At 31.3% G+C, this 14,707-nt stretch carries 17 protein-coding genes; 15 read left to right on the top strand and 2 right to left on the bottom strand.

All coding sequences use genetic code 11. The annotated features are described in order from the left end of the window. The gene (locus tag ACTTAV_RS06120; protein ID WP_440670915.1) at positions 1 to 297 is read right to left on the bottom strand and encodes a TIGR03643 family protein; all 297 of its coding nucleotides are present in this window, start codon (positions 295 to 297) and stop codon (positions 1 to 3) included. Positions 298 to 416: 119 nt separating this feature from the next. On the opposite strand from ACTTAV_RS06120, the gene ACTTAV_RS06115 reads away from it, so the two are divergent. From ACTTAV_RS06115 to ACTTAV_RS06050, 14 genes are all read left to right on the top strand, one after another. Beyond that, complete coding sequence (locus tag ACTTAV_RS06115; protein ID WP_440670914.1) at positions 417 to 1,031, top strand: LysE family translocator; 615 nt, start codon at positions 417 to 419, stop codon at positions 1,029 to 1,031. Between the two features lie 112 nt (positions 1,032 to 1,143). Next, a complete protein-coding gene (locus ACTTAV_RS06110; RefSeq protein WP_440670913.1) occupies positions 1,144 to 2,382 on the top strand; it encodes an amino acid ABC transporter substrate-binding protein in 1,239 nt (412 codons plus the stop codon). Between the two features lie 58 nt (positions 2,383 to 2,440). Next, the gene (locus ACTTAV_RS06105; protein ID WP_440670912.1) at positions 2,441 to 3,334 is read left to right on the top strand and encodes a branched-chain amino acid ABC transporter permease; all 894 of its coding nucleotides are present in this window, start codon (positions 2,441 to 2,443) and stop codon (positions 3,332 to 3,334) included. Beyond that, entirely contained in the window at positions 3,334 to 4,383 is a 1,050-nt protein-coding gene (locus ACTTAV_RS06100; RefSeq protein WP_440670911.1) for a branched-chain amino acid ABC transporter permease, read from the top strand. The genes ACTTAV_RS06105 and ACTTAV_RS06100 overlap by 1 nt, the downstream gene beginning before the upstream one ends. Next, entirely contained in the window at positions 4,380 to 5,120 is a 741-nt protein-coding gene (locus ACTTAV_RS06095; RefSeq protein ID WP_440670910.1) for an ABC transporter ATP-binding protein, read from the top strand. The genes ACTTAV_RS06100 and ACTTAV_RS06095 overlap by 4 nt, the downstream gene beginning before the upstream one ends. After that, complete coding sequence (locus ACTTAV_RS06090) at positions 5,120 to 5,905, top strand: ABC transporter ATP-binding protein (protein ID WP_440670909.1); 786 nt, start codon at positions 5,120 to 5,122, stop codon at positions 5,903 to 5,905. The genes ACTTAV_RS06095 and ACTTAV_RS06090 overlap by 1 nt, the downstream gene beginning before the upstream one ends. Continuing rightward, positions 5,905 to 6,609, top strand: a complete 705-nt coding sequence (locus ACTTAV_RS06085; RefSeq protein ID WP_440670908.1) for an AzlC family ABC transporter permease — start codon at positions 5,905 to 5,907, stop codon at positions 6,607 to 6,609. The genes ACTTAV_RS06090 and ACTTAV_RS06085 overlap by 1 nt, the downstream gene beginning before the upstream one ends. Further along, complete coding sequence (locus tag ACTTAV_RS06080; protein ID WP_075519876.1) at positions 6,599 to 6,922, top strand: AzlD domain-containing protein; 324 nt, start codon at positions 6,599 to 6,601, stop codon at positions 6,920 to 6,922. Before ACTTAV_RS06085 ends, ACTTAV_RS06080 begins: the two co-directional genes overlap by 11 nt. After that, the gene (glaH, locus tag ACTTAV_RS06075; RefSeq protein WP_440671036.1) at positions 6,922 to 7,833 is read left to right on the top strand and encodes a glutarate dioxygenase GlaH; all 912 of its coding nucleotides are present in this window, start codon (positions 6,922 to 6,924) and stop codon (positions 7,831 to 7,833) included. The genes ACTTAV_RS06080 and glaH overlap by 1 nt, the downstream gene beginning before the upstream one ends. A gap of 29 nt (positions 7,834 to 7,862) precedes the next feature. After that, positions 7,863 to 8,630: a pyrroline-5-carboxylate reductase gene (locus ACTTAV_RS06070; protein ID WP_440670906.1), complete on the top strand. Its 768-nt coding sequence runs from the start codon at positions 7,863 to 7,865 to the stop codon at positions 8,628 to 8,630. 3 nt (positions 8,631 to 8,633) lie between these two features. Continuing rightward, positions 8,634 to 9,419, top strand: coding sequence for an ABC transporter ATP-binding protein (locus ACTTAV_RS06065; RefSeq protein ID WP_440670905.1), 786 nt, complete (start codon positions 8,634 to 8,636; stop codon positions 9,417 to 9,419). A 2-nt stretch (positions 9,420 to 9,421) separates the two neighbouring features. Beyond that, a complete protein-coding gene (locus ACTTAV_RS06060) occupies positions 9,422 to 10,129 on the top strand; it encodes an ABC transporter ATP-binding protein (RefSeq protein WP_440670904.1) in 708 nt (235 codons plus the stop codon). 1 nt (position 10,130) lies between these two features. Beyond that, positions 10,131 to 11,141 (top strand): branched-chain amino acid ABC transporter permease, encoded by a 1,011-nt coding sequence (locus ACTTAV_RS06055; RefSeq protein ID WP_440670902.1) that lies wholly within the window; start codon positions 10,131 to 10,133, stop codon positions 11,139 to 11,141. Positions 11,142 to 11,176: 35 nt separating this feature from the next. Further along, positions 11,177 to 12,508, top strand: a complete 1,332-nt coding sequence (locus ACTTAV_RS06050; RefSeq protein WP_440671035.1) for a branched-chain amino acid ABC transporter permease — start codon at positions 11,177 to 11,179, stop codon at positions 12,506 to 12,508. Positions 12,509 to 12,635: 127 nt separating this feature from the next. Here ACTTAV_RS06050 and ACTTAV_RS06045 read toward each other — a convergent pair whose 3' ends face one another. Further along, on the bottom strand, positions 12,636 to 13,817 hold the full coding sequence (locus ACTTAV_RS06045) for an ABC transporter substrate-binding protein (RefSeq protein ID WP_440670900.1): 1,182 nt from the start codon (positions 13,815 to 13,817) through the stop codon (positions 12,636 to 12,638). A gap of 142 nt (positions 13,818 to 13,959) precedes the next feature. Between ACTTAV_RS06045 and ACTTAV_RS06040 the strand changes: the two genes are divergently transcribed. After that, a complete protein-coding gene (locus tag ACTTAV_RS06040; protein WP_440670899.1) occupies positions 13,960 to 14,706 on the top strand; it encodes a maleate cis-trans isomerase family protein in 747 nt (248 codons plus the stop codon). The last annotated feature ends 1 nt before the right edge of the window (position 14,707 follow it).

Raw genomic sequence — 14,707 nt, 5'->3', positions numbered from 1 at the left:
TTATAGATAATCACTTTTTTTAATTTTACTAGACATTTGTTTTCTAGAGTATTCAAATTTTTTCCTATGTTTAATACTTTTTTCATGAACTCTTTTTCTCCATAATCTAAATGAGGATGGTTTAAGATTTTTTCTCATAATTTTGATGACGTCAGTTTCTGACTTGCCAGTTCTTTTTTTGATTTCTTCAAAAGTGATCCTATCAGCCCAGGCTGCCCAGATGACCCAATCTGGATCTTCAATTTTTGGCTCAGGATTTTTGACCCGGGTGACTGGTCTGTGACCTTTTTTTTTCATAAATCCTTTATATTTGAAAAAAATCTATAATGCATTTTTTTTTAGAAGTGCTATATTGTATTGGATAGTCCTTCTTAGCCATCTTTAGCTCCCGGTTTTTAAGGACTATCTTTTTTTTTATGCTCCCATTAGATTTTATACTTTATTTACAGATCATAATTTTTCTATTTATCACACCTGGAACTCCTAGAGTTGTAATTATTTCATATTCAATGAATTATGGAGTGGGAAAATGTGTTTGGTCAGCTCTTGGCGATATAACTGCAAATTTTATTCAAGCAACCTTAGTTATTTTTGTAATCGGATCTTTTTTTGCTGAGAACTCAACGATATTAAATATATTTAAATGGATAGGAGTAGTTTATATTTTATATCTTGCCTACGATATTTATAAATCGCGTCCAAAAACTATTTTAAATGAAGGAGAAATTAAAAAAAGTAATTTATCTTTTTTTAGAGATGGTTTCTTAGTTGCTGGAACAAGTCCTAAAGCTTGGATGTTTTTTCCTTTTATTTTTCCACAATTTATAGATTTTAATTCAAATTTAGTGTTTCAATTTGCAATTTTAATTTCAACCTACATTGTTTTAGATTTTTTATCTTTGATAGGTTATGCAATGCTTGCACAGAAATTAATAAAATGGATTACAGCAAATCCAAAAACGATTAATACAATCTCAGCGAGTGTTTTAGTTTTTATTGCTCTTATAATTACTGTTTCGCAACAATATTAATTATAGTTTATTTTATTTTAATTAAGCTTGTGTGTATTATTTGTCACTTGAAAAGTGTTGAATTTCTTTATTTAATGTCTTCATTAATTAATTAATTAACCAAAGGAATAAAATGAAAATAAATAGAATAATTTTAAGTTTTATTTCTGCAGTAGCAATTTTACTTTCAACTTCTGTTGTTTCTTTTGCAAAAGTAGTTGGTGATAAAATTGTTCTTGGTGCTGCAATTTCATTAACTGGAAAATATTCATCTAACGGTGTTCATACTCAAAACGGTTACAATATGGCCGTTGATAGAATTAACAGCATGGGTGGAATAAAAGTTGGTGGAAAAACTTATAAGTTTGAAATCATTTATTATGATGATGAATCAAACCCAAAAAGAGCAGCTCAACTAGCAGAAAGATTAATATCTCAAGATGGTGTTGAGTTTATGCTTGGACCATACAGTTCAGGTTTAACAAAAGCAATTGCACCTGTAACTGAAAAATATGGTGTACCAATGGTTGAGGCTAATGGTGCTTCTAGATCTTTGTTTACTAAAGGTTACAAATATCTATTTGCAGTTCTAGCTCCAGCAAACTTATATCTTGATGTAGCTATTGAAACAGCTGTGGAATTGAATGGTGGAAAGCCAGTAAAAATCGCACAAGCATTTGAACAAGATGCATTTTCACAAGATGTTAGATTGGGCATTCTAGATGCAGCAGAGAGAACTGGATCTAAAATTATAATCGACGATAAGCTTCCAAAAGAGCTTAATGATATGGCTGCTACATTAGTTAAAGTAAAACAAATGAAGCCAGATGTTCTTGTTGTATCAGGTCATACAAAAGGTGCATTAACAGCAATCAGACAAATAGCTGAAATGAAAGTAGATGTTCCTATGCTAGCAATGACACACTGTGATGCTGCGAAATTATCAAAACAACATGGTAAAAATTCTCAGTATGCTTTATGTGCTTCTCAATGGCATAAAACACTAACTTATAAAGATAACTTCTTTAAAGATGGTATGACATATGCAGCAGACTTTGAAAAGGAGTTCGGATATGATCCGCCTTATCAATCAGCAGAGTCTTCAGCAGCATTATTAGTTTTCAAAGATGCTTTTGAAAGAGCAAATTCTTTCGATAAAAAGAAAGTAAGAGATGCTCTTGCAGCAACTAATATGCAAACATTCTATGGAAATATTAAGTTCGCAGAAGGTGGTCAAAATGTTGACAAGCCTATGGTTCTTTTCCAAGTAATGTGTGATGACGCTGGGAAATGTGAAAACAAAGTTGTAGCTCCACTTAAATGGGCTTCGGCTAAGTTAATTCACCCAATTCCTAAGTGGTCTGAAAGATAATAACTAATCTACAAATACCCCCTAGACTCTAGGGGGTATTTTTTTTAAAAGGCAAATTATGGATTTCATGGTTTTTCAATATCCAATGATAACAGTTCAAGCTTGTTTGGACGGAATACTACTTGGTATTTTGTTTGCATTGATTGCCTACGGTATGGCTCTTCAATGGGGAGTAATGAATATCATAAATATTGCTCAAGGTGATTTAGTTATACTTGGTGGATACATTGCTTACTTTATGTATCTATACGGAATTCATCCTGCCTGGGGTGTGATCGTATCACCTATCATAATGTATTTTGTAGGGGTTGGAATTTATAAACTAGTCATTAACAAAGTTGTTGATAGAGATTTATTTATCTCAATTCTTGCTACTTTTGGAATAAGTATTTTATTTATGCAGCTAATGAATTTTGCATTTGGTGCAGATGTTGTCTTAGCTAACTCAGGTTATGGAACCACTTTTTTATTTGATAGTGCAGTAGTTTTACCTAATTCGAAAATATTTTCTGCATTCATAAGTATTATATTTGCTATTTGTTTAGTGATTTATATGAAAAAATCTAAACTTGGTCGTGCGATTAGAGCAACTGCACAAAACGCAAGAGCTGCAAAGATTTTGGGCGTAGATACAGAAAAAGTTTACGCAGCGACGTTTGGAATAAATGCTGCTTTATGTGGTGTAGCTGGAGCATTAATTTCAATAACTTTTACAATTCATCCATATATGGGATTACCTTATACAATTAGATCTTTTATGATTGTAATTGTTGCAGGTTTAGGAAATTTACCTGGTGTTGCAATGTCAGGAATGGGTCTTGGTGTATTTGAGGAGTTTGCTGATTATTTATTAGGAACTGAATTTAGAATTGGTTCAGTATTCTTATTATTAGTTTTAATTCTTGTATATAGAAGATTTAAACTTTCTAGGAAAAGAGAGTATTTAAAATAATGAATAAAAATATAGCATTATACGCGGCAATTTTAATTTTTGGATTGGCTGCTCCTTTTGTTTTTCCAGCATTTAAAGTTCAACTATCAATTCTTTGTATATTAATAGTTTTAGCAACTACTTGGAATATCCAAGGTGGAGAGATGGGATACAATACATTTGGAAACATTCTTTTTTATGGTTTAGGAATGTATTTATGTGCATCTGTTCAAGTCGGAATGTTTTTTCCATTAGCAGAGTGGACAGAAAGTGGTGGAGAAAAAACTTTTGTACATACACCTGCACAATTTTTTCAAGGAATGGCAGTAGGATTAGTTGTTGCTGCAGTAGTTCCTACTATTGTTGCTGGATTAATTGGTTACGCAATTTTAGGATTAAGAGGACATTATTTTGCAATTTGCACTTTGGGATTAGGAGTTGCTGCAGGTGAAATTTCTGGAGGTATAGAAATTATTGGAGCAGGTCAAGGTTTTACAACACCACCTTTTCCAAATATAGGTAGTTTGGAAGCTAGAGGTGAATTCTTTTACTTTTTAAGTTTTGGTGTACTTATATTAACTTTCTTAGCTGTTAGAGCAATTTATTCAACTCGATTTAAATTAATTCTTAATGCGATTAGAGATAATGAGGACAAAGCTGAAGCCATGGGAATTGAGACAATGAAATATAAAATTATTGGTTGGATGGTATCAGCTTTCTTTTGTGGTTTAGCTGGAGGAATAATGGGTGGACTTGTTGGATATATTGACTCCACTGATGTTGCATTTGATGGAAGAGAGATGGGAGTATTTATGGTTCTAATGGCAATCTTAGGAGGTAAAGGAACTTTATGGGGCCCAGTTATCGGAGCAACTCTATTTCATATTTTTAAAGAAGGATTTTGGACATTCTTTTTAGGATGGCAATATGTTGCTTTAGGAGTTTTAATTGTTGTTATCGTAATTTATTTCCCTGAAGGATTAATGGGATGGTTAAGAGAAAAATATCCAGAAAGATTTGGTGAAGTAGTTGATGAAGCCGATCGAAAAGCACAGGTAGAATTAAAATGAGTATTTTAGAAGTCAATAATGTAAGTAAATCTTTTGGCGGGGTTAAAGCCAATGTAGATATTTCAATGACTGTAGAAAAAGGTAAAATTTTTGGATTAATTGGTCCAAATGGATCTGGCAAAACAACATTATTTAATTCTATAGTGGGTACTTATCCGATAGATAGTGGTTCAATTAAATTTAATGATAAAGAAGTATCTGAACTACCTGTTCCAGTTATTGCAAAACTTGGTTTACTAAGAACATTTCAGCAAACAAGAATTTATGGGAAATTAAATTGTGTAGATAATATGCTTATTAGCCACAAAGGAAGTGATGAAAGTATATTAAAAATATTTTCAAAGATACCAAAAGATTTAACTGAAAAAGCAGAGAACTTATTAAACTTTGTAGGGCTTTACCAAAAAAGAAAATTGAGAGCTGGCGATCTATCATTTGGCCAACAAAAACTGTTAGAACTAGCAATGGCTTTAATGAACGAGCCTGAAATGCTTTTATTGGATGAGCCAACAGCTGGGATCAACCCAACATTAATTAATGGGATTATTGATAGATTGATTAAAGTTAATCAAGATTTTGGAATAACTCTTTTAGTAATTGAACATAACATGAGAGTAATTATGCAATTAGCAGAAAATATTTATTGTTTAGCACATGGTAAGATGCTTGCAAATGGAACACCAGATGAAATTAAAAATGATAAACGTGTTATCGATGCATACTTGGGGGCACAATAATGTCTAATCAATATGAAGTTTTAGGTAAAGCGCCACAAGCAGATGACTTAAAAAAACTATCACCTAACAATGTTCATCTTACAATTAAGAATATGAATGCTGGTTATGGAAAAATGGAAATTCTTCATAACTTTGATCTTTTTGTCAGCAAGGCACAATCACTTTGTCTAATTGGTCCTAATGGTGCTGGTAAATCTACGATACTTCATTCAATTTATGGTTTTACAAATATATTTTCTGGTCAAATAGAAATTGAAGGAAAAGAAATTACAAATTTAACACCAGCAGAAAAGTTAAAGTCAGTTGGGATAGCATATATTCTTCAAGATAATTCTGTTTTTCCGGATATGACAGTAGAAGAAAATCTATTAATGGGTGGTTTTATCAAAGAAAAAACAGAAGAGTCTTACCAGGAAGCTGAAAGAATTTTTGAAAAATATGAAAGGTTAAGAAATAGAAGAAATCAACCTGCAAAAGTATTATCAGGTGGTGAAAGAAGATTATTAGAAATTTCTAGAGCATTAGTTATGAAACCTTCAGTCTTATTAGTAGATGAGCCATCAATTGGATTGGAACCAAGATATATTGATATGGTATTTGAAATTTTAAGAGATCTTCAACAAAATGAAAAAAAAACAATCATCTTAGTTGAACAAAATGCAAAAAAAGGTTTAGAGTTTGCAGACATAGGTTACGTTCTTGTTTCAGGTCAAACAGCTATTGCTGGCAAAGGAGATGAGTTGTTAAATAATCCAGATGTTGGTCGCCTATTCTTAGGTGGTTAATGATAAATTCAAAATATTTTCTTAAAGGCTTTAAATCTATAAAAGGGGTTGGAAGCCCCGCGATTGCATTAGGTGCAAGCTTTGTTGCAATTGGTGCATTGCTTAAAAATTTAGGTTTTTCAATTCAAGAAAGTATGTTTTCGACTTTTTTAACTTATGCACTACCAGGTTCTTTAGTGATGGCAGAGTCGATGTTAATTGGAGCATCTCTAATTAATATTTTTATCGCTGTATGGTTAGTTAATGCAAGATTGTATCCAATGACTGTAGCATTGATGCCGTTATTGATGCATGAAAATCAACCAAGATGGAAATATTATTTATCCTGTCATTTTATAGCAGTCTCATCTTGGCTAATAATGAAAGATAATTACGAGAATATAGAAAAAGAAAACAGGATAGATTTTTGGATAGGAATAGGTACAGCCACTTGGTCTGTTGCAATTTTAGCAACAGTCATAGGTTTCGTAGCTTCTGATTTTCTAAATAAAGATATGCTCATTGGATTAGCAATAGTTAATCCAATTTATTTTATATGCATGATGATAAGTGCAATGAAAACAATTCAAATAAGTGTTTCTGTTATTTTAGGGGCAATTCTTGGACCAGCTTTTTATTTTGTTTCTCCTGAATGGTGCATTTTATTTGGTGGATTTACTGCAGGGACCATCGCTTATTTAGTGGGAGAAAAAAATGGCAGCTAATATAATTATTGTAATCATTGTTACTTCTCTTGCCACATACCTGTCTAGATTTTTAGGTGTTGTAAGTGCTGAGAAGATTAAAGAAACTTCAAAAATGTTTAGATGGTTTAATTGTCTAGCTTATTCCACTCTTGCAGCGCTAATTGCAAGAATAGTTATTTTTCCTTCAGGAAGTTTGTCCGAAGTAGATTATTTAATTAGATTTATTGTAGTTATTTTATCTATTGCTATTTTTTATTTAACTAAAAAAAATTTAGTTTACCCAACACTTTTCTCTGCTATCATACTATCGCTTCTTAGTAGTTATTTATGATTGAAAAAATTGATGGATTTGAAATTTACTCAAATGAAAAATCTAAAAGAATTATTAATATCGATATTAACGATGAAGTACTGAATAAACTTATTTTTCCATTTAATAAATTTGATATTACTGCACTTGAATATAAACCATTTACAAGATTTACTATTGCTAAAAGTTTAGATGATCTAAGTGATAATAATTTGTCAAAATTTCTTAATAAAATAATTAGAGATAGAAATACTGGCTGCTTCATAATAAAACCAAAAAGATTAACTCCTAAAATTGATGAAATTTTTTTAGTAAAATTATCAACTGCAATTGCACATTTACTAGGTATCCCAAATCATGATGCTATGGCAGGAAAATATTATGCAAGATTTCATGTTAAGCATGAAGATAAAAGTGACTCTTATTTAAGAAAAGCTTACACAAATATGGATCTTCATACAGATGGAACATACGTTAAAGAAAAAACAGATTGGTTGTTGATGTCAAAGTTAGAAGAAAAAAATGTTGAGGGTGGTGAAACAGCAATGCTTCATTTAGATGATTGGGAACATTGTGATGAATTATATAACGATCCTGTTGCCAAAGAAGATTTTGTTTGGGGTTCACCAAAAAGCAAAAATATTGATTATAAAGTTGAGCATCCAGTTTTTTCTTCTGATAAAAATGGTAAAGTACAGATCTCATATATAGATCAATTCCCTGAACCAAAAAATATGAAGCAGGGTGTATTTTTACAAAAATTATCTGATAGTTTAGAAGAAAGTCAGAATAAAGTTATCACCAAACTTCCAGTTGGATCATCAGTCGTTGCTAATAATTATTTTTGGCTCCATGGAAGAAAACCATTTAAGGAAAATAAAGATTTAAGTAGAGAGTTATTAAGAATTAGAGGTTCTTTTTTTATTAATTAATATAAATTATCCTTTATAAAGTATTAGTTATGAAATTAGGTTTTATAGGAACAGGAAAAATATCATCTTCAGTTATAACTGGAATATGTGGCTCATCTATTAAGTATAGCAAAATATATATTTCCTCTCGAAATAGTAAAATAGCAAAAGGTTTAAAAAAAAAATTTAAAAGAATTTTAATTGAAAAAGATAATCAAAAAATAGTCGATAATTGTAATTGGGTCTTTCTTGCAGTGACACCAACAGTAGGTGAAAGAATAATTAAAAATTTAAAATTTAGATCAAGTCAAATAATAGTGAGTTTTATTTCAACAATTACAATTCCTGAATTAAAAAAGATGATTAAAGTAAAAGCTAATATTGTAAGAGCAATACCATTGCCACCAATATCTTTAAAAAAAGGACCAGTTCCAATTTGTCCTCCAAACAAAAAAGTAAAAAATTTTTTTAATAAAATTGGCTCAACTGTAGAGATCAAAAACGAAAAACTATCAATTAATTTTTGGTCAACATCAGGAATGATGGCTTCCTATTATGAAATATTAAAAATTATGAGTGATTGGTTAGTTAACAAAGGCATCAAAAGAATAGATGCTCAAAAATATATCACCAATTTATTTTTGGCTTTGTCTGAAGATGCAGTTGTAAATTCAAAAAAAGAATTAAAATATTTAGTAAAAGAATCTCAAACACCTAAAGGATTGAATGAACAAGGTTTAAAAGAAATGAATAAAAGAGGAGTTTATAAATCTGTTATTAATACTTTAAATATTATCCACAAAAGATTAAACAAGTAATTAATGTCTGAACATATTCTAGAAATTAATAATCTTTCAAAATATTTTGGTGGACTTGCAGCAGTTTCTGATTGTTCTTTAAAAGTAAAAAAGGGAACAATCACAGGCATCATAGGTCCTAATGGATCAGGAAAGACAACTTTATTTAATTTAATTGCTGGAAATTTAAAATCATCAGCTGGAAGTGTTATGTTTAATAACGAAAATATTACTGATGTGCCATCCTATGAATTATTTTCAAAAGGATTGCTTAGAACTTTTCAAATAGCACATGAGTTTACAAATTTATCCGTTTTAGAGAATTTAATGATGGTTCCAGGCAACCAGTCTGGAGAAAAATTAATGAATGCTTTATTAAAGCCCTCACTAGTTGCAAAAGAAGAAAGTCAAATTAAAGAAAAGGCTATGGGAGTAGTAGATTTTCTTAATTTAAGTCATTTAAAAAATGAACTTGCAGGAAATTTATCTGGAGGCCAAAAAAAATTATTGGAATTAGGTAGAACAATGATGGTTGATGCAAAGTTAGTTTTATTAGATGAGGTAGGTGCAGGTGTTAATAGAACTTTATTAAAAGATCTTGGAACTGCTATTGAAAAACTTAATAAAGAAAAAGGATATACTTTTTGTATGATTGAACACGATATGGATTTTATAGGAAGATTATGTGATCCAGTAATCGTAATGGCTGAGGGATCAGTTCTTTTTGAAGGATCAGTTGAGGATGCAAAGAAAGATGAAAAAGTAATTGAAAGTTATTTAGGCAGAGGTTCAAAACTAAAGGATAATTAACAATGGCATTTTTCGAAGGAAACAACATGACAGGCGGATATGGAAGTGGCCCAGATATTATCAATTCATGCTCTGTTAATGTTGAAAAAGGAGAAATAGTTTCAATTCTTGGACCTAACGGTGCTGGGAAATCTACAGCAATGAAAGCAATGTTAGGTTTATTAAATTTAAAATCAGGATCTGTAATTATCAATGGAAAAGATATTTCAAATCTTTCCCCACAAGATCGAGTAAAAGAAGGAATTTCTTTTGTACCTCAAACAAAAAATGTTTTTGCAGGCATGACTGTTGAAGAAAATTTAGAAATGGGAGCTTTTTTAATAAACAGTGATTATAAATTAGTTATTAATGAAATTTATGATTTATTTCCAATCCTTAAAGAAAAAAGAAATCAATTAGTTGGAGAATTATCTGGAGGACAAAGACAGCAAGTTGCACTTGGTAGAGCTTTAATGATTAAACCTTCAGTTTTAATGCTGGATGAACCAACAGCAGGTGTTTCTCCAATAGTAATGGATGAATTATTTGACCATATAGTTAAAGTTAAAAGAACTAATGTTGCAATCTTGATGGTTGAACAAAATGCAAAACAGGCATTGAATATTTCTGACAGGGGTTACGTTTTAGTTACAGGTGAAAATCGTTACTCTGGAACTGGACAAGAATTATTAAATGATCCAAGAGTAAGAAGCTCTTTTTTAGGTGGTTAATATGGATTTCTTAAATGCAATTATTTTATTATTAAATTATATCTTTGTACCAGCTCTTACTTATGGATCTCAATTAGCTCTAGGTGCTATTTTTGTAACTTTGATTTATGGAATTCTAAGATTTGCAAACTTTGCTACTGGAGACATGATGTCTTTTGGTACAATGTTTACAATTTTATTCACTTGGTATTTTCAATCAGTTGGTATTAGCCTTGGAGTATTACCTACTGCACTGTTGGCAATTCCGTTTGCAATAATTTTTATGATTGGATATATGCTTCTAATAGATAAATTTGTATTTCAATATTATAGAATAAAAAAAAGTCCCCCAGTCCAATTAGCTATGGTTAGCATTGGTGTGATGTTTGTAACTCAAGCAGTAGTAAGAATAATAATAGGTCCGTCTGATAGAAGATTTTTTGATGGTGAAAAGTTCTTGATTAGAGCAGGTGAGTTTAAAGATATGACTGGCTTAAATGAAGGGTTAGCTATCAAATCTACTCAAGTTATCACAATTTTGGTTACTGTTATTCTTGTTTCAACTCTTTTTTGGTTTTTAAATAAAACTAAAACCGGGAAAAGTATGAGAGCTTATTCTGACAATGAGGATTTAGCATTACTCTCAGGTATTGATCCAAAAAAAATAGTAATGATAACTTGGATCATAGCTGGAATTTTAGCAACAATTGGAGGAGCACTTTATGGTTTAGATAAGAGTTTTAAGCCTTTTACCTATTTTAATAATATGCTTCCAATATTTGCTGCTGCAATCGTTGGAGGAATAGGAAATCCTTTTGGAGCTTTTTTGGGAGGCTATGTAATTGCTTTTTCAGAAATTCTTTTGACATATGCCTATAAGAAATTTTTTATGTATGTTTTACCAGAGAGTATGGAACCAGACGGTTTAGTTCAATTACTCTCAACTGATTACAAATTTGCAGTATCGTTCTCTATATTAGTAATTGTATTATTATATCGACCATCTGGAATATTTAAAGGGAAGGTGCTGTGAGAAAAAATTTAAACGTAATCGCTGCATATAGTATTATGATGGGATTAATTATACTTGTAGGAATATTTCAATCTTGGAATATTGCTCTATCAATATTTAATCTTTGTTTAATTTCAGCAGTAATGACAATGGGTGCCAATATTCAATGGGGTTACGCAGGTCTTATTAACTTTGGAATAATGGGTTTTACCGCTTTAGGGGGTTTAGCAGCAGTTTTAATTTCAGTAGATCCGGTTCAAGAAGCTTGGAGGGCAGGTGGTTTTGATATTCTAATGTGTTTATGGCTAATTATTGTAATGGTATTAGTTATAAGATTTATACTTAAGAATTTTGAGAAATCTAAAATAAGAACTTATTCAATAGCAGCAATAATCATAGCTGGAATTATTATTATTAGAGTAACATCTGAGCCAGGTATTGAAGCTATTGAAGCTGTTGATCCTGCTAAAACTGGTTTCTTGGGAGGTTTTGGTTTACCAATTATTTTTTCTTGGATAGTAGGAGCTTTTTTTGCAGGCGGATTAGCATTTGTAATTGGAAAAGTTGCTCTAGGTTTAAGAGCTGACTATTTGGCGATAGCTACACTGCTTATTTCAGAAATTGTCATTGCAATTATTAAACATGAAGATTGGTTAACTAGAGGTGTTAAAAATGTGATTGGGTTGAAGCGTCCTGCACCATATGAAGTAAATTTACAACAAACAGATTGGTTTATAAATTTAGTTGAGAAATTTAATTCAAGTAAACTAAATTTAATTTCTGATTTAGCTGAAAGACAAGCTGCTCTAAACCAATTTGTAATTGAAGGATCATCAATTTTTGTAAAACTTTGTTATTCAGGATTATTTTTGGTTGTTGTAATCATTCTTTTAATTTTGACTCAAAAAGCTTTGTACTCACCTTGGGGAAGAATGATGAGAGCTATAAGAGATAATGAAGAAGCAGCAAATGCTATGGGTAAAAATGTAGTTAAACAACATTTATTAATCTTTGTTTTAGGTTCAGCAATCGTTGGAATTGCTGGTGCAATGTTAGTTACACAAGATGGATTATTTACACCAGGGAGTTATAGACCTTTAAGATATACTTTTTTGATTTGGGTGATGGTTATTATAGGTGGAAGTGGAAATAATTTTGGAGCGATCCTTGGTGGTTTTGTAGTTTGGTTTTTATGGATTGAGGCAGCTCCAATTGGATTATATTTAGTTAATTTAACAACAGCAGGATTAGATGACACACATTTCTTAAAGGTTCATTTGATTGAAAGTGTTCCATATTTTAGATTTTTAATGATGGGAATAGGCTTGTTACTCATTATGAGATACAGACCAAAAGGTATACTTCCTGAAAAAATAGAAATAAAATAAAATTATGAAATATATTATTACAGGTGCTGCAATAGCTTGGGCACTATATATGGCTGATAAATATTTATTTTTTTAAAAAAAAACCCCCAACATAAAATGCTGGGGGTTTAAATTTTAAGCTAAAAAATTATCTTTGTTTTTTAGTTTTGAATTTTCCGCCTTTAACTTCTTGTTCTAAGAAAGAACCTTCAGCTTCGCCGACACTAGTAAAAGTAACTCCAGTTGCACCTTCATAGTCAACTTTCTTACCTTTAGCTAATAAATCTAAACCTTTTTTAAGCTCACCTGGATAAATTTTTGTTCCAGGACCGTTAGCAACATCCATTACATTTTTTGCAATTGATGCTCTATCAGCAGAGTTACCTGCTTGCATTGCTAAAACAATTAAAGCAGCCGCATCATAAGACTCACCTGTGTAAGGACCAGAACTATCAATACCAGCAGCTTTTGCTACATCAGCAAATACACCAGCACCTTTTCCAGTTGAACCAGGCATAGAACCAAAAGATTTTCTTAAATCTTTTCCAAATGCATCAACTAATGATTGACCTATCATACCATCAGATAGAATAAATCTATCAAATGCACCAGAGTCTAAAGAAGCTTGGATAATTCCTTTACCACCTTGGTCTAGGTAACCGATAACAGCTACAGCGTCACCACCTGCAGAAGCTAAAGTAGCAACTTCAGATGAATAGTCTGCCTTACCATCTTCGTGAGCATTTACAGTAGTTACTTTAATACCATGAGCTTCAACTGCTGCTTTGTAAACATCAGCTAAACCTTTACCATAGTCATTATTTGTATATGTAATTGCTACACTTTTAACTTTTCTATCTTTTGTAATATCTGCAAGAATTTGTCCTCCTCTAGCATCTGATGGAGCAGTTCTAAAGAAATATCCATTATCGTCTAGAGTTGTTAATCCTGGAGATGTTGCAGAAGGTGAGATCATTACCACACCATTTGGCACAGCAACGTTTGATGCAATTGCACCCGTTACACCCGAACAATCAGCTCCCATGATTGCAGCTACACCTTGTGCAATAACACCTTCAGCTGCTGCTGTTGCTGCTGCTGAGTCAACACAAGTTGAGTCTGCTCTAATTACAGAAATAGTTTCTCCACCTAGTAGTGAACCTGAGTCTGAAGCTTCTTTAAATGCAAGCTCAGCTGAGGCTGCCATAGCAGGAGTAAGAGATTCAATAGGACCTGTAAATCCTAAGATAATTCCCATTTTAACTTCTGCAAAAACATTTGTTGTAAAAGTCGAAACAAATATAAATGCAGCAATAATTAATCTTTTCATTATTTTCCTCTATTTGTTAACAATTTATAAAGTCCAAATTTAATCGAATTTTACAAAATTTTTCAACAAGCAAATTATATTATTTTACAATGTCTTTATTTAATCTAGAGTTAATAAATGAAGATATTTGAGGTTTTTACTAATGAAGTCCAATAAAATTCAGCCAAAATTTAATAACCAATATAATCCACGTATAGGATTGATTGCTTTGGCAACTGATTTTATGATCGAAAAAGATTTTATAGAGATAATAAAAGATAAAGACATAGATTTTTTTGTAAACAGAATTGAATGTTATAATCCTTTAACTAAAGAAAATTTAATTAAAATGTCAGATAATGTTACAGAGGTAACGAAAAACATTCTACCAGACGAGAGCATTGATTGCGTTGTTTATGGTTGCACATCGGGCACAATCGCAGCTGGATATGAAACAATAGAAAAAAAAGTTAAAGCCGCAAAACCAGACGCGAAATTAACAACACCAAGCTCTGCAGCTATAAAAGCTTTAAATAAGTTGAATGTTAAAAATTTAGCAATTTTTACTCCCTACAGCAAAAAATTGAATGATGAAGTAATTGATTATTTTTCTAAGGAAGGTTTTAATATTACTTCTAATGCCTATTTTGATATTGCAGCAGATTATGATATTGGCAAGGTTGATAAAGATTTTTTATATGAAACTTTATCAAACATGAAAGTTGACAATGCTGATGCTTTATTTGTTTCTTGCACAGCGCTTCCAGTTTTAAATATTATCGATAAATTAGAAAAAAAATTAAACATACCTGTTCTCTCTAGTAACCAAGCATTAATTTGGGACTCTTTAGAGACTATAGGTAAAAATAATGATGTATTGGGATTTGGAAAATTATTTAACGTTAACTAGA

The sequence above is a fragment of the Candidatus Pelagibacter sp. HIMB1483 genome (assembly GCF_052048135.1).
Classification (GTDB): Bacteria; Pseudomonadota; Alphaproteobacteria; order Pelagibacterales; family Pelagibacteraceae; genus Pelagibacter.
Note: the sequence above shows the minus strand (reverse complement) of the source record. Positions and strands in the feature narration are given on the sequence as shown.

Bases quoted from the DNA above. Each gene is read 5' to 3' on its own strand.
- ACTTAV_RS06120 (WP_440670915.1), bottom strand. From the start codon at position 297: ATGAAAAAAAAAGGTCACAGACCAGTCACCCGGGTCAAAAATCCTGAG.
- ACTTAV_RS06115 (WP_440670914.1), top strand. From the start codon at position 417: ATGCTCCCATTAGATTTTATACTTTATTTACAGATCATAATTTTTCTA.
- ACTTAV_RS06110 (WP_440670913.1), top strand. From the start codon at position 1,144: ATGAAAATAAATAGAATAATTTTAAGTTTTATTTCTGCAGTAGCAATT.
- ACTTAV_RS06105 (WP_440670912.1), top strand. From the start codon at position 2,441: ATGGATTTCATGGTTTTTCAATATCCAATGATAACAGTTCAAGCTTGT.
- ACTTAV_RS06100 (WP_440670911.1), top strand. From the start codon at position 3,334: ATGAATAAAAATATAGCATTATACGCGGCAATTTTAATTTTTGGATTG.
- ACTTAV_RS06095 (WP_440670910.1), top strand. From the start codon at position 4,380: ATGAGTATTTTAGAAGTCAATAATGTAAGTAAATCTTTTGGCGGGGTT.
- ACTTAV_RS06090 (WP_440670909.1), top strand. From the start codon at position 5,120: ATGTCTAATCAATATGAAGTTTTAGGTAAAGCGCCACAAGCAGATGAC.
- ACTTAV_RS06085 (WP_440670908.1), top strand. From the start codon at position 5,905: ATGATAAATTCAAAATATTTTCTTAAAGGCTTTAAATCTATAAAAGGG.
- ACTTAV_RS06080 (WP_075519876.1), top strand. From the start codon at position 6,599: ATGGCAGCTAATATAATTATTGTAATCATTGTTACTTCTCTTGCCACA.
- ACTTAV_RS06070 (WP_440670906.1), top strand. From the start codon at position 7,863: ATGAAATTAGGTTTTATAGGAACAGGAAAAATATCATCTTCAGTTATA.
- ACTTAV_RS06065 (WP_440670905.1), top strand. From the start codon at position 8,634: ATGTCTGAACATATTCTAGAAATTAATAATCTTTCAAAATATTTTGGT.
- ACTTAV_RS06060 (WP_440670904.1), top strand. From the start codon at position 9,422: ATGGCATTTTTCGAAGGAAACAACATGACAGGCGGATATGGAAGTGGC.
- ACTTAV_RS06055 (WP_440670902.1), top strand. From the start codon at position 10,131: ATGGATTTCTTAAATGCAATTATTTTATTATTAAATTATATCTTTGTA.
- ACTTAV_RS06050 (WP_440671035.1), top strand. From the start codon at position 11,177: ATGATGGGATTAATTATACTTGTAGGAATATTTCAATCTTGGAATATT.
- ACTTAV_RS06045 (WP_440670900.1), bottom strand. From the start codon at position 13,817: ATGAAAAGATTAATTATTGCTGCATTTATATTTGTTTCGACTTTTACA.
- ACTTAV_RS06040 (WP_440670899.1), top strand. From the start codon at position 13,960: ATGAAGTCCAATAAAATTCAGCCAAAATTTAATAACCAATATAATCCA.